Here is a 19,013-nt window from a genome sequence, read left to right as displayed (position 1 = left end):
CAGTGGTCAGTGGCCAGCCTACGCCTGCGGCACGTGCACGCGGCGTCCGTCAGCTCCGGGCGTTGCCGGAGCCATAGCGGTGGCGGAAGAGCAGGTACGCCACGCCTCCGGCCAGGAGCGGGAGCCAGTACGAGACGATGCGGTAGAGCAGCGTCGCCGCCAGCGCGTCGCCGCTGGGCACGCCCGCGAGAGTGAGCGTCGTGACGAGGCCGGCCTCGACGAAGCCGAGGCCGCCGGGGGTGAACGGCAGCAGCGCCAGCAGCTCGCCCGCGACGTACGCGAGAAGGACGAGCGACGGGTGCGGGTCGGCTCCGACGGCGTGAAGGGCGGCGAGCAGCGCGAAGTAGTCGAACAGGCTGTTGCCGGCGGCCGCCCACAGTGTCGCCTTCCAACGCTTGCCGACCGTGGTGCGAACGAAGTCGCGATCCGCGAGCAGCTTCTGCGGAACGTCGGTAAGGTGCTTACGTCGTCTGACGGTCGCGTTGAGGAGCCACTGAACGGCGCGGCCGGCCCGTTCGACGGGCTTGTCGCTGACAAACACCGCCGTACCCACGGCCAGGATTGTCACGAGTACGGCGACGCCGAGGTAGGCCGCCGTCGCCAGGCTGTGATTGACCGCGGCACCGCCCAGGATCGCTGGTAGCGCCAGCACGGGCAGGGAGAACGTGGTCGCCATCTGCAGGATCGCGGCCGCGCCGTACGCCGTGACGATGTCCTGTGTTTCGGCGATGCCGGCCTTGCGCAACATCGCGGTCGCGGCAGCTGTCGACGTGGCGCCACCGCCCGGTAATGCGTGGCCGGCGGAGAACCCGGTGAGCTGGGCGGCGGCGACGGGGAACCAGGCGCGCGTGCCCAAGGCGATCCGATCGACCTCCCACAGGCACACATAGCTTGTGATCTCGCAGGCGAGCGCCAGGATCGCGAACGGCCAGTCCAGATGTTCGAGCGATCGCCATGAGCCGAAGACCGACAGCAGGCTCGGGAGCACCAGGTACAGCGACACACCGCCCAGCACGAGATAGACGGCCGGGCGTACCTTCGGCCACCACCCGCCTTTCCCTCCTGCCGGCGGCTGCGGCGCCGCGGACTTGCCAGGGTCCGCGGTCACGTCAACCTCGCGCCGTCCGGCCGGGCGACCTACGTCGCAGGAGCCATCTGCCCGACGGCTCGGCCCGCCGAACGGAGCTGGAACGCGAAGACGATCTCCATGATGCCCAGCACGAGCAGCCACACGCCGAGGACGACAGCGAGCGTCAGCAGGGAGATGCCCGGCCAGACCAGGACCACTATTCCGGCCGCGATGCTGAGCAGCCCCATCAGTACAGTCCAGCCCCGTCCGTGCATCGTGTCGTCTGTGAGCGCTGTGAAGATCTCGATGGCTCCGTTCACGATCCAGAAGATCCCGAGTATCACGGCCAATGCCGCGATCGTCACCAGCAGGTGACGCAGGGCGTACAGGCCGGCGATGAACGACAGCACGCCTAGCAACGCCAGCAACACCCGGGCGCCGCCGCTCTCGTTGTCGGCGGCAATGGCCGAGACGAAGTAGAAGATTCCGGCCACGAGCAGTTGGATGCCGAACAGGATTGCGACCACTTTGATCGTGCGGTCCGGCCAGGCCAGGACCACGACCCCGAGGAGCAGCGTGATGATTCCGTAGGCCAGCGGCCAGCCCCAGTGCCGCCCGGCTCCGCGCAGAAGTTTCGTCGTGTTGTCAGCGAGCACATCGCTCATTCGAACCCCTCCGATCGGGCACGTAGCGCTCCGGCGTGATCGGCCGTCACGCAACCAGAGCGACCAGCGTTTCGAGGCTACTCTGACCGACTCCGGACCGGCAGTAGCCGCGCCATTCCGTTGCGGGCAACAGTCGATTGGCTTCAGTCGAGTGGGCGGAGCTCGTCGGCGTACGAGACGGAGACGCGGCGCAGTACGCCGTCCTTGACGGAGTACTGGCCCATCCGCCACAACGGCGGGCTGTAGGCGTGCACGGTGACACTGCCCTCGCCCAGGCCGGTCAGGCGGTGGATGTGATCCGGGCCGAAGCCGTAGACGTCACCCGCAGCCACCTCGGTCTCGATCGAGTCGACCCCGATCGCCAAGTTGTGCTCGACCACCCTGCCGCGAGCAACCGCCACCGCGCCGGACGAGACGTCGTGGTCGTGCCAGCCGGTGTCGTTGACCGGCGTCCAGCAGATCAGCCAGACGTCGACGTTGGCGTCGCGGTACAGCGGGGCGAAGACACGTTCGTCGTCGCTGTAGGCGACCTTGTCCTCCCACAGGTGTGGCTGCGCCGCGATCGAGGCCGCAAGCTCGGCGAGTTCGCTCGGGTGCAGGTCCCGGCCGGGAAGGGTCTTCAGTGACAGACAGTAGTTGAGCTCCACGAGCCGGCCGGCCCTGCGTGCGGGAACGGCGGGCAGGTCAGAGTCGGGCTGAGCAGTCATTGCACTTCCTCTTGGAGTCGGTACAGGTGCGGTCGTTTGCCTGTCTCGACTATCTCGACCGCACGCGCGCCTGCGAATCCGAGAACCAACTGATCCGCCGCGCAGAGTCTGCAGGTCGGCATCGTGCGGCCACGGTCTGTCGGTTGTCACAGAACTGGTTTATGTCTGGTCCTAGCTATCGGATGGCGTCTGTGTTCTTGGGAGCGGGCAAAAAACATGGCGGTTATGACGAAAGCTGAGGCGCTGGTGATCATTCGTCGCACCTACGGACCTGATGTTGCCGATTCGGTGGCCGATCGGTTGCCAGATCGGATCGACCCCGACAACGACGCGGACGCGGAGTTGCTGCTCGGTCTCGGCCTGACCCGGGACGGGCTCGCCGGCGCGCTCGGCGGCGAACTCTGAAGGCACCCCGAGCTGGACCGAGTGGCGGCGCGGCACTGCGGCGGGTCAGCCAGGTTGGGTCAGGAAGGCGTGGACGTCCGCGGCGAACTCGGTGTGGTGCTGGAAGAGGAATCCGTGGGCGGAGTCGGGGTAGATCTTGATCCGCGCGTGCGGGATGAGGCCCGCCAGCAGGTACGAGTAGTGCGGCAGGATCATCGGGTCGCTGTCGCCGTTCGTGACGAACACCGGCACTTCGATGGCGCTCACCCGTTCGAGCAGTGCGTGGTTGGGGACACCCCAGTCACAGACGGCGTCGTACTGCGCGAGCCTGGTCGCCCACGTGGTCTGGTCGTCGCGGTCGGTGGTGCGGGCCGCCATCCGGCCGAAGGCGTCGATCCCGGCCTGGCGGCTGGTTTCGGAGTTGGCGAAGAAGACGCCGAGCACCCCGGCGGGGTTGGGTTGCGGTTGGCCGACGGCGCCGATCACGTCCGGCGCCCAGCCGTGCATGCCGGCCGCACCCTGCGGCGCTGACGAAGCAAGGACGAGACGACGTACGGCGCTCGGCCGGATCAGCGTGATCTCCTGCGCCACGAAGCTGCCGAGGGAGAAGCCGACGAGGTCGACCTGCTCGAAGCCCATCGCGTCCAGGAACGCCAGCGCGTCTCGCGCCATCTCCGCGACCGATCGCGGCGTACTCCCGCCGGACGCACCGACACCAGTGTTGTCAAAGGCAACGACTCGCCGATCGGCTGCGAGTGCGTCGACCAGGGCGGGGTCCCAGTTGTCGAGGTTCCCCCGGAAATGCTGCAGCAGAACCAGCGGTACGGCGCTGTCGCCGGACTCGCGGTAGGCGTAGTCGATCCCGTTACCCGCCGTGACCCGTTTGGTCGGGGCATCGACGTACGTGACTGTCACCCTTTCCTCCTTCACGCTCCAGGAAGCACCTACAGCATCACCCGAACACATGAGGCCGACTAGGGCTCCGCCACCGCGAATCACTGGTTGGACTTGAGGTCCGCGATCTGGGCGCGGGCGGCGAGGACGAGCTCCTCGTTGGTGTTGGCGTGGCCGCCCAGGCCCCAGCCGCCGGGTGCGGCTTCGGTGAGCAGGACCCAGGTCCGGTCGGTGCGGCCGGGGTCGCCGGCGGCGGTGGCGACGATCCGGGTCAGTTGTTCGACGACGGCCAGTTGTTTGTCCCGGTCGAGGGCGCCGGCGTTGGTGAGGACCTGGACACGGATGTAGGTGCTGTCGCCGTCGACGTTGGACAGGCTGTCGGCGGGGAGCTCGTGGACGAACGCGGCGGTGTTGCGCCGGAACATCGGGATGTCCGGGACCTGCTCGATCGTCATGACGGCGATGGCCAGGTCGACGGCGAGCTGGTGACGGTCGCCGAAGGTTCCGGCCGCGGCGTACACGTCAATCATCGGCACGATGGACTCCTTCCGCCGCGGTGCGGATGAGCTGGGCCACCTCGTCCGGGTGGGAGATCATCGCGAGGTGGCCGGCCGCGACCTCGATGGTGGTCGCGCCCATCCGGCCGGCGAACTGGCGTTCGGCCTCGGGCGGGATGGCCTGGTCCTCGGCCGCGACCGCGTACCAGGTCGGCAACGACTTCCACGCCGGTACGTCGATCACGTCGGTGAAGGCGGAGCCGGCGAGCGGCTGCTGTACGGCGTACAACACCTTGGCGCGGACCGGGTCGACGCCGGACGCGAAGTGGTTGACGAAGTCGTCCTCGGACAGCCAGGCGAACCCCTGCTTGTCGGTGAACAGATGGACCAGCGCGGGTGTCGTGGGTCCCTGCGACAGCAGGGCGCCCAGGGATTCACCGTTGTCCAGGGCGAAGGCCGCGACGTAGACGAGGCCAGTCGTGTTCGGGGCGTCGGCGCCGAGCGCGGTGATGACCTGTCCGCCGTACGAGTGCCCGGCGACGATCGTGTCGCCGTCCTGGAGTTCGAGCACGTTCCGCAGCCGGGCGACGTCGTCGGCCAGCGAGGTCAACGGGAACTGCGGGGCGGTCACGTGGTAGCCGTCGGCCTGCAGCCGTTCGATGACACCGCTCCAGCAAGAGCCATCGGCCCAGGCGCCATGCACGAGAACGATGTTGGGTCGTGCGTTCATTTCGGTACGTCCTTTCGGGAAGTGCGTGCTCCCGTCATGCTCGCCAGCCGGATGGCAGCCCGGGTATCCGCATGTTGACTGCACTCGGCTCAGAGGGTGTGCAGGAAGTCGAGGAGCGCCTGGTTGACCTGGTCGGCGTGGGTCCAGATGAGCGCGTGCGGACCCTCGGGTACGACGACGTGCCGGGCGCGGGGGAGAAGGCCGGAGAGCCGATCACCGGTCGCCTCGGGCGGCATGATCCGATCCCGGTCGCCCTGGACGACGAGGACCGGAACGGTGATTCGCGCGAGGTCGGCGCGGAAGTCCTCGAGCAAGGCCTCGACGCCCCCGCGCGCGGCCACGGCCGACGCGCCAAGCGCGACGTGAAAGCTGTTCTGCCACGCCTGGTCGCTGACCTGGGTGCCGCCGAGCAGGTCGATGTTGTACGACCGGTCGAGGAAGGTCTTCGCCGCGGCGGGACGGTCGGCGATGACCTCGCGGGCGAGCTCGTCGAGGATCGCGGGGTCGATGCCGTCGGGGTTGCCTGCGGTCCGTGGCAGGTACGGCGGCAGTGGTGCGAGCAGCGCCACGCCTCGTACTCGCGACTGCCCGTAGGTGCCGAGATACCGCGTCACATCGCCGGTTCCGGAGCAGAAGCCGACCAGGACGGCGTCGTGGAGGTCGAGGGTCTCGAGGAGTACGGCGAGATCGGCCGCGAGTGTGTCGAAGCCGTAGCCGACACTCGGTCTGGTGGACGCGCCGAAGCCACGACGGTCGTAGGTGATGACCCGATACCCGGCAGTGAGGAGTGCGGTCTCTTGCTTCTCCCACGAGCGACCGTCCTGTAGGTAGCCGTGCACCAGCACCACGGGATCTCCATGCCCGTGGTCCTCGTAGCAGATTCGGATGGCGCCGGAGTTCTCGCGCCCTACGACCACTTCCATCTCGCCCACTATGCGCGGCTGGACGGGGTGTGGGGCATCCGTATGCTGACTGCAGTTGGGTCACGCGAGGGGTTGAGGTGGCTATCGCTGACGTCGGGTTGATCGGACGGGACAGCGAGCTGTCGCGGTTGTCGCAGCTCGTGGACGCGCCGCCGTCCGCGAGCCAGGTCCAGGTGTTGCTGGGCGAGCCCGGCCTGGGCAAGACCGCACTGCTGGCCGAGCTGACCCGGCGGGCTCGAGCCGCGGGGATACGCGTGCTGAGTGTCACGGGCCGCGTGTCCGAACGTGATCTGGCCTTCGCCGGCCTGCACCAGCTGCTACGGCCGGTGCTTGATCGCGTGCCGGCGCTACCGGATCGGCAGGCCAGGGCATTGCTCGGCGCATTCGCGCTGACCGACGACCCGGTCCTACCCGACGCCCTGCTCACCGGGATCGCCGTACTCACACTGTTGTCCGTTGTCGCCGAGGACAGCCCGCTGGTCGTTGTCGTCGACGACAGCCAATGGCTGGACCGTGCGTCGCTCGACAGCCTCGCGTTCGCTGCGCGACGCCTGGACACCGAGCCGCTCGTGCTGCTGGTCGCCGCCCGCGGTACGACCGCGCCGCCCGGATTCGACCGGGACTTCCCGGAGCTGGTCCTGCCGGCCTTGAGTACGCCGCAAGCCGGGCAGCTCCTCGACCAGCAGCCGCACTCACCGCACGGTCGAGCGCGCGAGCAGGTGCTTGCACAATCCGACGGCAACCCGCTCGCGCTGATCGAGTTGTCGAAGGCCATCGCCGCCGATCCGAGCGCAGGCCGGCGCTGGACCGCCGAGCCGCTCCCACTGACCGAGCGACTGACCAGCGTGATCGCCGCCCAGTACGGCGTACTGCCACCGTCGGCCCGAACGGCGCTGCTGCTTGCCGCGGTCGCGGACAGCCCAGACGTGGCCGCGCGCATCTCCGGGCTCGACGCCGAGACCCTCGCCCCAGCCGAGCGATCCGGACTGATCCGCGTCGACGAATCCGGCCCACAGTTCACGCATCCGCTGGTGCGGGCGGCTGTGTACCACGCAGTACCGTTCGCCGAGCGTGCTGCGGCCCATCTGGGAGTCGCGGACGTACTCCGCGACCAGCCCGACCGCCAAGGGTGGCACCTGGCGGCTGCAGCACTCGAACCCGACGAACGGCTCGCCGCCTTGCTGGAGAACACCGCCGCGCAGGCACAGCGGCGAGGCGGCGCCGCGGCCGCGGCGCGAGCGCTGGAGCGGGCCGCCGAGCTCAGCCCCGCCGAAGAGGACCAAGCCCGACGGCTCCTGGCCGCGGCCGGACTGGCGTTGGCAGCCGGTCAGGCGGACTGGGTTCAGGACCTCGCTCGCCGGGTTCTTGCTGTGACCGTCGATCCGCAAGTGCGCATCGCCGCCCAGCAGCGGATCGGTTGGGCACTCGTGTGGTCCAACCAGCATGCCGAGGCATTGTCGACACTGCTGTCTGTCGTCGAGGAGGCATCGCCCCGGCTCCCGCACGTCGCCTGGGACGCGCTCGGCTTGGCCGCAACCGTCTCCTATCAATCCGGCGCGCCCGCCGACCGGGCTGCGATCGTACGGGCCCTGGATCGGCTTCCCGAGCCGGTCCGGCCGTCGGCTGATTGGCCGGACGGCCTCGCGGACGAGCAGCGGGTGTGGGTACGAGCGTGCACCGAGCCACTGATCGCGCACGCGGACGGCGTCGGTCAGCTGCATCGGGTCGCCGCCCGGACAGTGACCGACCTGGCCAGGGTCGGCGCGTCGGCCTGGTTGCTCGACGAGACCGAACTCGCAGTGCGGCTACTCCGCGAAGCGCTGAGCCGGCTCCGCGCGCCCGGAATGCTGGGACGCAGTGGGGCTGCGCTGTCCGCGCTCCAATGGGCGTGCATCGACAGCGGTCGCTGGGACGAAGCGCTCACAGCTGCCCGGGAGGCGAGTGACGCTGCCGCCGCGTACGGCATGGAGACTGTCGCGGCGACGGCTGACCTCTGCGCGGCCTCGATCCTCGCCTTGCGCGGCGATCACGAACAGGTGCAGTCACTGCTGACCAGTGCGGCGACGTACACCGACGAGCGGGAGTATCGGTCGATCGCTGCCCGTGCCCGCCATGCCGCAGGGATGGCGGCGTTCGCGCAGGGCAACTTCCTCCCGGCCTTTGCCCAGCTGCGGCAGCTCTTCGACGCGGACGGCGAACCCCTGCACCATCACGTTTCCTACTTGGCGATCGGTGATCTCGCGGCCGCGGCGGTACGGGCCGAGCGTCGGCTCGAGGCGCGGACGCTCATCGAGCGCGCGCTGGTGCCGGTCGAGGAGAGCAGCGGCCCCCGGCTACACCAGCTCGCGGCGCGCGCCCGCGCCCTCCTCGCCGAACCCGTGGACGCAGAGGCCCATTTCGACAAGGCTCTGGCCGATCCAGCCGGGGAGCAGTGGCCGTTCGAGCGGGCCCAGCTGCGGCTCGACTATGGTGAATGGCTGCGCCGGCAGCGACGGATCAACGACGCCAAGCCGGTCCTGGCGACCGCCCTGGAGACGTTCCGCCGGCTGGGCGCGGCACCCTGGACCCGACGGGCGGAAACGGAGCTGCGCGCCTGTGGCGTAGCCGAGCCGGTCACGCCGACAGCACCCGACGCCCTCGCCGAACTCACCGCACAGCAGCGCGAGATCGTCATCCTCGCCGCCCGCGGCCTCACCAACGCGGAGATCGGCGACCGCCTGTTCCTGTCACCGCGCACCGTCGCCTCCCACCTCTACCGCTCGTACCCAAAGCTAGGCATCACCGGCCGCCACCAACTCCACAACCTCACCACTTGAACAAACTGCACCCGACGACTGCCTCAGACGAATAGTCACTTGATGCGGTCGCTCTGCGTATCGTAGGGTCTCTAACGGAAGATCGGACATCTTCCATTAGAACCTGCCAGCGGAGGAGACAGTGAGATGACAGCACTCTTTGCACAGATCAGTGACCTGCATCTGGACGGCACCGAACGGGCGACGCGTCGCGCCGTCCGTGTCATGGACTACCTGCGGGCCCTGCCTCGCCCGGTCGACGCTCTGCTGGTCACCGGGGACATTGCCGATCACGGCGCGGAGGCCGAATACGAGGAGGCGGCCCGGATCCTGACCGCGTCCTTCCCGGTGCTGACCTGCCCCGGGAACCACGATGTGCGACCGGCGTACCGCAAGGCTCTGCTTGGCGAGGCGCCGGACGACGGCCCCATCAATCAGGCGCACCACATCGCCGGGACCACCATTCTGATGTGCGACTCCACGATCCCGGGCCGCGACGAGGGACGCCTGGACGCCGAGACCCTCGCGTGGATCGACTCCACCCTCGCCGGACTTCCGCGTGACGCCTCAGCGCTGATCGCGTTCCACCAGCCACCGGTCGAGCTCCACCACCCGCTGCCCGACTCCGGCATGCTCGAACAGCCCGGACAACTGGCCGACCTGCTCGACGCACATCCGCAGGTAGCCGCCGTCATCACCGGCCACGCTCACACCGCAGCGGCGTCGATCTTCGCCGCCCGGCCTTTGATCGTGGGGCCGGCGATCACCTGGACCTTGCGGATGCCGTGGGAGGGCGACGAGGCCGCAGACCTCGAGCAGCCACCCGGGCTGGCCTTCCACGTCCTGGACGACAACGGTCGCCTGACCACCCACTACCGCGTCGTCCTCTGATCCCGGCTCGCCGGATCCTTACACCAGAGCGTCGCGCATCAGGATCAACGACTGCGCTGCCTTGAAGTAGCCCGCGGCATGGTTCTCCTCAGCATGAACCGCGAATGCGGGGTCCTTTCGGGCGACCTGGCCGGCGATATGAGCACCCATGCCGTAGAGCCTGATCACAGCGGTGTCCACGATCTCGCGGGCCTCGATGCCGAGACCGTAGCTCTCGAGGAAGAGTCGCAGCCTCCGCCGTCGATCCGGCTCGTCCAGCCAGCCCCACGCAGCGAGATCCGCGGTGGGATGGAACGGGACGAACTGATGCGCCGCGTACGCCAAGTCCCAGACCCTGCTGGACGGCCGTGCCGTGTCCCAATCGATGATGCCGCAGACCTCGGTCCCGTCGAAGAGGATGTTCCACGGCGCCAGGTCGTTGTGACCGATGCAGTCCACCACAGGCGGGCCGGCGATCTCGTAGCTCAGACCGGGCACCAGGCTCGACATCTCGAAGCCCTGGCTTGCGTCGTGTACCTCACGAATCGCGCGCGCGACGTTGGCCAGCGCTTCGTCCGAGCGGACATCGTCAGACAGCGGTGGGTAGCCGGTGTCGCCCGCGATGAAGGTCAGCCGCTCCGCACCATCGGCCGCGACACCGAGGAATCGCGGAGTCAGGGCGCAGCCCCTGGATTCGAAGTGCCGGAGGAGGCGGTGGATCTCGGAGTTGCTTCGGCGCGGACGGGTGGCGCGTGATCGCCGCCGACCTGCGGGGGTACGGCGACACCACGGTGGTTCCAGGTGTGACGCCGCTGGAGGTCTTCGCCACCGACATCATCGGATTGCTCGACCACCTGGGGATCGAGCGCTTCGCTCTCGCTGGTTTGTCCATGGGCGGCCAGATCGCGCTGGAGCTGTATCGGCTCGTGCCGGAGCGGATCCGTGCGTTGGTCCTCGCCGACACCTTCCCCGAGGCGGAGACCGCCGAGGGCAAGCGGCAGCGCAACGAGGTGGCTGATCGGCTGCTGCGCGAAGGAATGTCCGAGTACGCCGATGAGCTGCTGCCGAAGATGATTGCCCCGGGCACCATCGAGGCGCGGCCCGAGGTCGCGCAGCACGTCCTCACGATGATGCGGAACGCTCCGGCCGAAGGCGCCGCGGCGGCTCTTCGCGGCCGGGCGGAACGGCAGGACTACGTGGACCTGCTGCGGCGGATCGACGTACCGACGCTCGTGATGGTCGGCCGCGACGACGAGTACACGCCGGTGGAGTGGGCGACCAGGACGGCCGGCTACATCCCGGGATCCGAGTTGGTGGTGATCGACGGCGCGGGCCACCTTCCCAACCTCGAACGACCGGAGGAGTTCGACCTCGCACTGGCGGAGTTCCTGAAGCCGATGGGCGACGGAGTTGATCCACGGTGACGGCGCCGCGCACCGTCCTGGTTACTGGAGCGAGCTCGGGCTTCGGAGCCGCTGTTGTCCGTCGCTTCGCGCTCGACGGCGCCCGCGTCGTCGCGGCGGCACGGCGAGCCGACCGGTTGGCCGGACTCGCCGCCGACCTCGGTGCGGACGTACTTCCGGTCGTCCTCGACGTCACCGATCCGGAGGCGGTCGCGCGGATCCTCGGCGACCTGCCTGAGCAGTTCGCCGCGATCGACGTGCTGGTGAACAACGCGGGTCTGGCTCTCGGCCTCGAGCCCGCGCAACGCGCCGACCTGGGCGACTGGGACCGGATGATCGACACCAACTGCCGCGGTCTGGTGCATGTCACCCGCGCGGTCGTTCCCGGCATGGTGGAGCGAGGCGGTGGTCAGGTCATCAACCTCGGATCGGTCGCCGGCAGCTATCCATATCCCGGTGGCAATGTGTATGGCGCGACCAAGGCTTTCGTTCACCAGTTCAGCCTCAACCTGCGCAGCGACCTGCACGGCACGGGCGTTCGCGTGACCTGCGTCGAGCCGGGGATGGCGGCGACCGAGTTCTCCGCCGTTCGGTTCGCCGGCGACCAGGAGAAGGCCGAGGCCGTGTACGACGGGATGCAGCCGCTCACGGCGGACGATGTCGCCGACACCATTCACTGGGTGGCCACCCGCCCCGCGCACGTCAACATCAACACCATCGAACTGATGCCGACCGCCCAATCCTTCGCACCTTTCCAGGTAGCCCGCGGCTAAGTCAGCTGGTTTCCAGGGTGAAGTCCGCGGCTCTGAGGATGACCCGGCGGCTGGCTAGGTAGTAGAGGCCTCCGCCGACGAGGGCGCCTGATAGCCAGGAGAAGTCGGTGTTGTGGAGAGCAACCGCGATGGGGCCCTGCATGGCCGGGACCAATCCGTATTGCCAGCTCCAGCCGGCGACCAGGCCCAGCAGCAGGCTGACGAGTGCCCGGACGTTCCAGCGGCCGTACGGCGAGTTGGCAGCATACAGGCCGGGGATGTCCAGGCGACCCCGGCGGAGGATCAGGTAGTCGACCGCGACGATGGCGCTCCATGGGCTGATCCAGACCAGGATCGAGACCATCCAGCTGTCGAAGGCCTGCCCGAAACTGCCGGCGCGCACGAAGACGACGAGTACGGCGGACGCGACCACGCCGGCCACCAGGGTGACTTTCCACCGCGCGGCCTTGATCCCGATGGAGAGTGCGGCGAGCGAGCACGAGTACAGATTCAGGATGTTGGTCGCGATCGGCCCGTGCATGATCAGCAGGAGCACGGGCACGGCCATGACGCCGAAGGCTTCGGTGACGAGAGCGGACGGATCGATGCTCGTGCCCGCGCTGGCCAGGCAGGCGCCGAGGGCGGCGAGCCAGACGGTCGGGACATACATCCCGAGAGCAGTGGCCCAGAAGACGGATCGGCTGGTCGCTTCGGGCCGGACGAAGCGGCTGTAGTCGGCGGAGTACGGCAGCCAGCTGATTCCCCAGCCGACGCCGATAGCGGTCATCAACTGCGTCATCGCCGTCAGCTTGTCGGCCGGCGTGCTCGCGGTGGCTGCGGTCCAGTGCAGGTCCGTCCGGCTGAGCGCGAGCACCGTCATGATCGCCATCACCAGCACCGTCAACGGGACGGTGTACTTCTCGAAGGTGCGGATCGCATAGAACCCGTACAGTGCCAGGCCGAGCTGGACGATCATGATCGCCGCGGCGACGCCGTACTCGAGACCGCCGCCGCTCCGGATGCCGAGTTTGCCGAGTACGGCGAGGACGAGGTCGAGGACGACCCAGGTGTTCACGCCGACCCAGGCCATCGTCAGCAGGCATTGGATCAGGCCCGGTACGACGGCACCGTAGCGCCCGAACGGCGCCCGGCCGAGCACCATCTGGTTGACGGCGGTCCGGTGACCGATGACGTTCAGCAGGCCGAACAGTCCGCAGCCAAGGACGTTGCCGATGGCAACGATGAGGAGGGTCTCCAGCAGGCTCAGGCCGAGAGTGATGCCGAGCGCGCCGAGGACCCAGTTGATCGGAGCCAGGTTCGCGCCGGCCCAGATCCAGAACTGCTCACGGGGACTGGAGTCCCGGTCGGCCGGCGGGATCGGATCCACGCCGTGCGCGTCGAACGGCACTGCCTCGGGTGCGGGGGTGGTCATGGCGGCCTCCAGTGGATCGAGTTGGCTCAGAAAACCAGCCGTGACCACGTCGGGGCAGTGGGTAGATGTCTAGTGAATCCGGGCTCTCACTGGATATGTTCACACCATGCTGAGTCTGGCGGCGCTTGTCGGCAATCGTGCGCTCGAACTGAAAGTCCTGGTCCCCGGCCCGGCCGGGGCGCTCGACCGCGAGGCCCTGTGGGTGCACAACACCGAGTTGCCCGACCCTTCGCCGTACGTGCGGGCCGGCGAGATCGTCCTCACCAACGGGCTGTGGCAGCACGAGACGTCCGCCGGCGCGTTCGTGGCGAGCGTTCGCCGGGCCGGGGGAGTGGGCATCATCTTCGGCCTGCGTCAGGAGACACCGGTCACCCCCGACGGTCTGGTCGAGGCCTGCCGGCAGGAGGGTCTGCCGCTGGTGGAGATCTCGATCGAGGTCCCGTTCACCGCGGTGACCGAGGCCGCGTCGGCGATCCAGGCCGATCGGCGCCGGGACGCGCTGGTCGGCATGGTTCGGCGCGGCGACGCCTTGGCGTCCGCGATCTCGCGCGGGGCGGGAGCCTCGGGTGTGCTGGCCGTGCTGCGGAAGGAGCACGACGTTCCGCTGGTGGTGGTCGACCGGATGGCGCGGCAGCTCGCATCCACCGGCGGCGAGTTGTCGGCCGAGCAGCGGCGAACGGTGGCCGACGGCCTGGCCCGGCACCCGCCGCCGCTGGAGATCGACCTCGGGGCAGACATCGGCCGCGCGACGGTGTTCCTGGTCGGCGCGGTCGGCGACACCGATGCCGCGCTGCTGTGTCTGCGGCCGGTGAGCCGGCTCGGGAGGGCGGAGCAGGAGGCGCTCGACCAGGCCGCGCGCTTCCTCAGCCTGGAGGTCGCCAAACAGCAGGCGATCCAGGCGATCGAGTCGCGGTTCGCCAGCGAGCTGCTCGACATGATCCAGTCCGGGCCGCAGCGGGCGGCCGAGGTCGCCGACCGGCTGCGGGCGTTCGGTGTGGACCCGTCGGCCGAGCTGGTCGTTCTCACGGTCGCGTTCGCCGACGGTGCCGAGTCGACCTTGCCGGGACTGGCCGAGACGGTCGGTGAGTTCTTCCTGTCCCAGAGCCTGGCCGTTGCCGTCGCCGCAGGCAGCCAGGACGTGGTCGCCGTCGTCCAACGTCCTCGACGGGATCTCGGCAAGCTCGCCACCGAGCTGTGCTCCGCGGTGCGGACCCGACTCTCCGATCGGCGGCCCGTCGTCGGGCTGGGAGACACCGCTTCCTCGGCGGCAGAGTTGCGGCAACCGCTGGTGCAATCTCGTGAGGCGTGTCAGGTGCTGCGGCGCCGGCGCGGCGGTCCGGCGGTCGCGTCGTTCCGGGAGCTGGGCACTCACCGGCTGCTCCTCGGCCTCCAGGACGCCGCGACGCTGCAGGGGTTCGTGGACGGAGTGCTCGGACCGCTTCGCGAGCACGACAGACTGCGCGACAGCGAGCTGGAGAGCACGCTGCGGGCGTTTCTTGCGAACGACGGACAGTTCGCCGCCACCGCGACCGCGCTCTACGTACACGTCAACACGTTGCGGAACCGGCTGGCGAAGATCACCGAGCTGACCGGTCGCGACGTCGCCCGGACCGAGGACCGGGTCGATCTCTACCTCGCCCTCGAGGCGGGCGACATGGCCAGGTCGCGGTAGCGAGTTACCGCAGTACGTCGATGGCGAGGTCGGTCGGTGCCGCACCGTTGATCACGGTCAGGTCCTGCGGGCAGGCCGACACCACCACGACGCAATCGAGCTCGGCGCGGAACGTGATCGAGTCGCCCGGGCGCGTTGCCGCAGGCAACCAATCCAGCGTGTTCCCGGCGCCGATCGGGACCCGCATGAAGACGTTCACCGGTTGCGGTACGACATCCAGGTCGACCGCGAGCGCATCTCGCAGGTTGCGCGCACACGACGGATGATCCGGTACGCCGAGGCCGGCGTACCGGGCGTCGTCACAGGCCGCGATGAGCAGGTCGTGCACGCCGGGCGACGAGTCATCGACCAGCGTGAGAATGGGCCGGCGTCGATCGGTCACAAAGGCTTCACCGACTGCTGGGAACAGGCGGCTGACGGCGGCCCTGGTGTGGGAGGCGCTCAGATGTTCCGCGGTGATGCCGTCCGGCGTGGCGACGTACGCGAAGAGGTCACCGACCTGTGCTCCGGCGAGGTCGACGACCCGAACGTGGTCACCGCGCTGGACTCGGACTGCTCGTCCGGTCCGTGCCGGGACGGTCGTGCGCGAAATGGTCTGTGTCATAGGGCAACCCAACCAGGCGGGTTGCCCGGATTCAGTGGAGAATCCTCCAGCGCACGCCCGGTTCTCTGTGGCCGGCTCCATCGCGAAGGGGGTCGACGGATGGTGCAGTTGTCGGCATGGATCTGACAACCACGAGCCTCCACCCCGCCCTGGAACCTGCCGAACTCTCCGGCCTCGCGCTGGCGAACCGGTTCGCCGTCGCACCGATGTCCCGGGTGTCGGCCGCACCCGACGGTATGCCGACGCCGGAGATGGCCGGCTACTACGCCGAGTTCGCCGAGGGCGGGTTCGGTCTGGTGATCACCGAGGGGACCTACCCGGATTCGTCGTACAGCCAGGGGTATCTGAACCAGCCAGGGCTCAGCACGCCGGAGCAGGTCGCCGGCTGGCGGGAGGTGACCCGCCGGGTGCATGCCGCCGGGCGCCCGATCATCGCTCAACTGATGCACGCGGGCGCGCTGTCGCAGGGCAACCCGCATCGCTCGGAGCGCGTCGGGCCGTCCGTTGTCCGGCCGATCGGCGAGATGCTGACCGAGTACGGCGGCAGCGGTCCCTGGCCCACGCCACGCGAACTCGCCGTGACCGAGATCGAGGAGATCGTCGCCGGATTCGCCGCGGCGGCGGTGCGAGCACATGACGCCGGCTTCGACGGAGTCGAGATCCATGGCGCCAACGGGTATCTGCTCGACCAGTTCCTCACCGTCTACACCAACGAGCGCACCGACTCGTACGGCGGTCCTGTGGCGAACCGGATCCGGTTGACTGCCGAGGTCGCCGCCGCCGTCGTGGCCGCGACCCCCTCGGATTTCGTCGTCGGGGTCCGGCTGTCGCAGACCAAGGTGAACGACCTCGACTATCGCTGGCCGGGCGGCGCTCACGACGCCGAGATCATCTTCGCGACCCTGGCCGACACCGGCATCGGCTACCTGCACATCGCCAGTGAAGGGCGCAACTGGCTCGACACCGCCCGGTTGCAGGGCGGTCACACGATCACCGGACTCGCGCGACGGGTCAGCGGCTTGCCGGTGATCGCGAACGGCGGGATGCACGACGCGGAACAGGCGGATCGGGTACTGACCGACGGCCACGCCGACCTGCTCTCACTGGGCCGGGGAGCCCTGGCGAATCCGGACCTGCCGCGGCGCCTGGCCGACGAAGCGGAGCTGACTCGCTTCGATCGCCGGATGCTGGAGCCGGCGGCGACCTTGGCGAATGCCCGCCAGTGGCAGACTGATCAGCCATGACGGAGTCGACGTGGCACGGCGGGGCGGCCGCTGTTGTCACGCTGACCTTCGACGTCGATGCCGAGACGCCGATCCTGGCGGCGGGCCGCCGGTACGCCGATCATCTGATGACGATGTCGCACCAGGCCTACGGGCCGGACGTCGGGGTCCCGCGGATCCTGGAGTTGCTGGCGGAGCTCGACGTACCGGCGACGTTCTTCGTTCCAGGGTGGGTGGCCGAGCACCGACCGGGGCTGGCGGCAACCATCGTCGAGCGCGGTCACGAGGTCGCGCATCACTCCTACAGTCATCGTGCGCCGACCGCGCTCGGCGCGGCCGAGGAGCGTGCGGACTTCGAGCGGGCCCTGGCGGTGTTTGATGCCCAAGGCATCGAGATCCGCGGGCACCGGGCAGCGCTGTGGGAAGCGACGCGGGGTCACGCTCGACCTCATCGCCGAGCACGGGCTCGCCTACGACTCGTCGCTGATGGGGGATGACCGGCCCTACCGGCTCGAGGTCGACGGCGCGACGTTCGTGGAGCTACCGGTGCACTGGTCGCTGGACGACTGGGAACAGTACGCGTACCTGCCGTCCCCGCAGATCGGGTCGGTGATCGAGTCGCCGCGGAAGGTGCTAGAGATGTGGCGGGCGGAGCTGGACGCGATGCGCCAGTACCACTGCTTGTTCAATCTGTGCATGCATCCGTTCCTGACGGGACGTCCGAGCCGGCTGGTGGCATTGCGCGAACTGATCGAGTACGCCCAGTCGTGCGGCGACGTCGAGTTCGCCCGCTGTCGCGACCTCGCTGAGGCGACAGCGGGCGACCCCACACTCGTGCCTCGAATCCCACCCACAGTCACGCCGGACCCGGGCACCTATCCCGACTGAGCTCAGTGCGAGACCTTGCGGACGAAGATGTCCGACGATGTCAGCGTGCGGCCGGTGGCGTCGACGACCTCGAGCCGTTGCAATGGGCGTTCGTGGGTGGCGTCGAGGAGGACGGAGTGGGGCTCGCCGTCCTCGAACAGGTGATCCTCACCCCACTGCCGCAGCGCGACGATGAGGCTGAACAGTTCGCGACCCTTCTCGGTCAGCGCGTACTCGTGGTAGGCGCTGCCGTCGCCGGCGGGCACGACCTCCAGGATGCCCGCGCCGACCAGGTCCTTCAGTCGTGACGCGAGGATGTTCCTCGCCAGCCCGAGGCTGCGCTGGAAGTCGCTGAACCGGGTGATCCCGTCGAAGGCGTCGCGAACGAGCAGGAGTGACCAGCGGTCGCCGACGACGTCGACCGCCCTGGCCACCGGACACTCCGCCCCCTCGTGGCTCACGCGTCGCGCCATGTCACTTCCTCGCTGATCGATCGATCCGCCGACAAGTTTTTCTTCGCAACTGGTTGCAAGTATAAACCAGCCGCTGCTACGGTCCCTCGCATCGGTTTCAAATTGAAACCGATTGATGCGGGGCAGAACGGAGGAGAGACCATGACGGAGCAGTCTCAGGCCGGTGGGGACACCAGGGTGAGCCCGGTGCGCGTGGCGGTGGTGCAGTTCGAGCCGCACGTCGGAGTGGAGAACCTGAAGGCCAACGCCGCCGCCGTGGAGGAGCGGTTGACGACCGCCGCCGATCACGGCGCGGGCCTCATAGTCCTTCCCGAACTCGCGACCACGGGCTACGTGTTCGAGACCCGCGAGGAGGCATACGCGCACTCCGAGCCGGTGCCCGGCGGCCGCAGCGTCGACATGTTCACCCGGATCGCCGCCGAGCGGGACGTCTACATCGTGGGGAACGTCGTCGAACAGGCGAACGGAAGGCTCTACGACACCGCGGTCCTCGTCGGCTCGGAGGGCTACATCGGCCGGTACCGCAAGACCCACCTGTGGAACACCGAGAAGCTGTGGTTCACCCCGGGCGACGAAGGGTTCTCGGTGTTCGACACGCGGATCGGCCGGATCGGGCTGCTGGTCTGCTGGGACATCTGGTTCCCCGAGACCGCCCGGATCGTCACGCAGCTGGGCGCGGACATCATCTGCATCCCCACCGGCTGGGTCTGGACCCCGCCGCCCCTGTACGACGCGAGCGGTGTGTGCATGGCCGCACATCTGACCATCACCGCCGCGCACGCCAACAACGTCTTCATCGCCACCGCGGACCGGATCGGTCAGGAGCGCGGCGCCGGCTTCATGGGCAACTCGCTGATCGCCGGCACGAACGGCTGGCCCGTGGACCGGATCGCCGGACCGGACGAGGACACGATCATCTACGCGGACATCGACCTCACCGCCGCGAGGACCGCCCCGATCTGGAACCAGCTCAACGACCTGCATCGCGATCGCCGTACCGATCTGTACGACCAGATGCTCGGCTATCGCGGCGCGGCGCCGCTGCCGCGGTGA

General features: G+C 68.8%; 21 protein-coding genes. 10 read left to right on the top strand and 11 right to left on the bottom strand.

Annotation, left to right across the window (positions count from 1 at the left end; genetic code table 11):
- Nucleotides 1–49: 49 nt before the first annotated feature.
- The 3 genes from ACXC9Q_RS22090 to ACXC9Q_RS22080 form a co-directional block, all read right to left on the bottom strand.
- A complete protein-coding gene (locus tag ACXC9Q_RS22090; RefSeq protein ID WP_457058517.1) occupies nt 50–1,108 on the bottom strand; it encodes a lysylphosphatidylglycerol synthase transmembrane domain-containing protein in 1,059 nt (352 codons plus the stop codon).
- Between the two features lie 29 nt (nt 1,109–1,137).
- Complete coding sequence (locus ACXC9Q_RS22085; RefSeq protein ID WP_457058516.1) at nt 1,138–1,734, bottom strand: HdeD family acid-resistance protein; 597 nt, start codon at nt 1,732–1,734, stop codon at nt 1,138–1,140.
- 143 nt (nt 1,735–1,877) lie between these two features.
- The gene (locus ACXC9Q_RS22080) at nt 1,878–2,441 is read right to left on the bottom strand and encodes a cysteine dioxygenase (RefSeq protein ID WP_457058515.1); all 564 of its coding nucleotides are present in this window, start codon (nt 2,439–2,441) and stop codon (nt 1,878–1,880) included.
- 225 nt (nt 2,442–2,666) lie between these two features.
- Between ACXC9Q_RS22080 and ACXC9Q_RS22075 the strand changes: the two genes are divergently transcribed.
- Entirely contained in the window at nt 2,667–2,846 is a 180-nt protein-coding gene (locus ACXC9Q_RS22075; protein WP_457058514.1) for a hypothetical protein, read from the top strand.
- 45 nt (nt 2,847–2,891) lie between these two features.
- Here the strand turns inward: ACXC9Q_RS22075 and ACXC9Q_RS22070 are convergent, their stop codons facing one another.
- From ACXC9Q_RS22070 to ACXC9Q_RS22055, 4 genes are all read right to left on the bottom strand, one after another.
- The gene (locus tag ACXC9Q_RS22070) at nt 2,892–3,740 is read right to left on the bottom strand and encodes an alpha/beta fold hydrolase (RefSeq protein ID WP_457058513.1); all 849 of its coding nucleotides are present in this window, start codon (nt 3,738–3,740) and stop codon (nt 2,892–2,894) included.
- Nucleotides 3,741–3,820: 80 nt separating this feature from the next.
- Nucleotides 3,821–4,255 (bottom strand): tautomerase family protein, encoded by a 435-nt coding sequence (locus tag ACXC9Q_RS22065; RefSeq protein WP_457058512.1) that lies wholly within the window; start codon nt 4,253–4,255, stop codon nt 3,821–3,823.
- Complete coding sequence (locus ACXC9Q_RS22060; protein WP_457058511.1) at nt 4,242–4,946, bottom strand: alpha/beta fold hydrolase; 705 nt, start codon at nt 4,944–4,946, stop codon at nt 4,242–4,244. The genes ACXC9Q_RS22065 and ACXC9Q_RS22060 overlap by 14 nt, the downstream gene beginning before the upstream one ends.
- Nucleotides 4,947–5,035: 89 nt before the next feature.
- On the bottom strand, nt 5,036–5,869 hold the full coding sequence (locus ACXC9Q_RS22055; RefSeq protein ID WP_457058510.1) for an alpha/beta fold hydrolase: 834 nt from the start codon (nt 5,867–5,869) through the stop codon (nt 5,036–5,038).
- Between the two features lie 77 nt (nt 5,870–5,946).
- Between ACXC9Q_RS22055 and ACXC9Q_RS22050 the strand changes: the two genes are divergently transcribed.
- Both ACXC9Q_RS22050 and ACXC9Q_RS22045 read left to right on the top strand, forming a co-directional pair.
- Entirely contained in the window at nt 5,947–8,685 is a 2,739-nt protein-coding gene (locus ACXC9Q_RS22050) for an ATP-binding protein (protein WP_457058509.1), read from the top strand.
- A 126-nt stretch (nt 8,686–8,811) separates the two neighbouring features.
- The gene (locus ACXC9Q_RS22045) at nt 8,812–9,555 is read left to right on the top strand and encodes a metallophosphoesterase (RefSeq protein WP_457058508.1); all 744 of its coding nucleotides are present in this window, start codon (nt 8,812–8,814) and stop codon (nt 9,553–9,555) included.
- An 18-nt stretch (nt 9,556–9,573) separates the two neighbouring features.
- Here the strand turns inward: ACXC9Q_RS22045 and ACXC9Q_RS22040 are convergent, their stop codons facing one another.
- Nucleotides 9,574–10,044: a phosphotransferase gene (locus ACXC9Q_RS22040; RefSeq protein ID WP_457058507.1), complete on the bottom strand. Its 471-nt coding sequence runs from the start codon at nt 10,042–10,044 to the stop codon at nt 9,574–9,576.
- A gap of 155 nt (nt 10,045–10,199) precedes the next feature.
- Here ACXC9Q_RS22040 and ACXC9Q_RS22035 point away from each other — a divergent pair, with 155 nt between their 5' ends.
- Nucleotides 10,200–10,958 (top strand): alpha/beta fold hydrolase, encoded by a 759-nt coding sequence (locus tag ACXC9Q_RS22035; protein WP_457058661.1) that lies wholly within the window; start codon nt 10,200–10,202, stop codon nt 10,956–10,958.
- Nucleotides 10,955–11,710: an SDR family NAD(P)-dependent oxidoreductase gene (locus ACXC9Q_RS22030; protein ID WP_457058506.1), complete on the top strand. Its 756-nt coding sequence runs from the start codon at nt 10,955–10,957 to the stop codon at nt 11,708–11,710. The genes ACXC9Q_RS22035 and ACXC9Q_RS22030 overlap by 4 nt, the downstream gene beginning before the upstream one ends.
- Before the next feature lies 1 nt (nt 11,711).
- On the opposite strand, the gene ACXC9Q_RS22025 is transcribed toward ACXC9Q_RS22030, so the two are convergent.
- Complete coding sequence (locus ACXC9Q_RS22025) at nt 11,712–13,121, bottom strand: purine-cytosine permease family protein (protein WP_457058505.1); 1,410 nt, start codon at nt 13,119–13,121, stop codon at nt 11,712–11,714.
- 106 nt (nt 13,122–13,227) lie between these two features.
- Here ACXC9Q_RS22025 and ACXC9Q_RS22020 point away from each other — a divergent pair, with 106 nt between their 5' ends.
- The gene (locus tag ACXC9Q_RS22020) at nt 13,228–14,793 is read left to right on the top strand and encodes a PucR family transcriptional regulator (protein ID WP_457058504.1); all 1,566 of its coding nucleotides are present in this window, start codon (nt 13,228–13,230) and stop codon (nt 14,791–14,793) included.
- A gap of 4 nt (nt 14,794–14,797) precedes the next feature.
- On the opposite strand, the gene ACXC9Q_RS22015 is transcribed toward ACXC9Q_RS22020, so the two are convergent.
- Nucleotides 14,798–15,397 carry a DUF1989 domain-containing protein gene (locus tag ACXC9Q_RS22015; protein ID WP_457058503.1) on the bottom strand — a complete coding sequence of 200 codons (600 nt, stop codon included), beginning with the start codon at nt 15,395–15,397 and terminating at the stop codon, nt 14,798–14,800.
- 116 nt (nt 15,398–15,513) lie between these two features.
- Between ACXC9Q_RS22015 and ACXC9Q_RS22010 the strand changes: the two genes are divergently transcribed.
- The 3 genes from ACXC9Q_RS22010 to ACXC9Q_RS22000 are packed head-to-tail and all read left to right on the top strand — an operon-like array spanning nt 15,514 to nt 17,508.
- A complete protein-coding gene (locus ACXC9Q_RS22010) occupies nt 15,514–16,641 on the top strand; it encodes an oxidoreductase (protein ID WP_457058502.1) in 1,128 nt (375 codons plus the stop codon).
- Nucleotides 16,638–17,117, top strand: a complete 480-nt coding sequence (locus tag ACXC9Q_RS22005; RefSeq protein ID WP_457058501.1) for a polysaccharide deacetylase family protein — start codon at nt 16,638–16,640, stop codon at nt 17,115–17,117. Before ACXC9Q_RS22010 ends, ACXC9Q_RS22005 begins: the two co-directional genes overlap by 4 nt.
- Entirely contained in the window at nt 17,107–17,508 is a 402-nt protein-coding gene (locus ACXC9Q_RS22000) for a hypothetical protein (protein ID WP_457058500.1), read from the top strand. The genes ACXC9Q_RS22005 and ACXC9Q_RS22000 overlap by 11 nt, the downstream gene beginning before the upstream one ends.
- A 2-nt stretch (nt 17,509–17,510) precedes the next feature.
- Here the strand turns inward: ACXC9Q_RS22000 and ACXC9Q_RS21995 are convergent, their stop codons facing one another.
- Nucleotides 17,511–17,960 carry a winged helix-turn-helix transcriptional regulator gene (locus tag ACXC9Q_RS21995; RefSeq protein WP_457058499.1) on the bottom strand — a complete coding sequence of 150 codons (450 nt, stop codon included), beginning with the start codon at nt 17,958–17,960 and terminating at the stop codon, nt 17,511–17,513.
- Between the two features lie 141 nt (nt 17,961–18,101).
- On the opposite strand from ACXC9Q_RS21995, the gene ACXC9Q_RS21990 reads away from it, so the two are divergent.
- A complete protein-coding gene (locus ACXC9Q_RS21990) occupies nt 18,102–19,013 on the top strand; it encodes a nitrilase family protein (protein WP_457058498.1) in 912 nt (303 codons plus the stop codon).

The organism is Kribbella sp. CWNU-51 (assembly GCF_054073265.1).
Note: the sequence above shows the minus strand (reverse complement) of the source record. Positions and strands in the feature narration are given on the sequence as shown.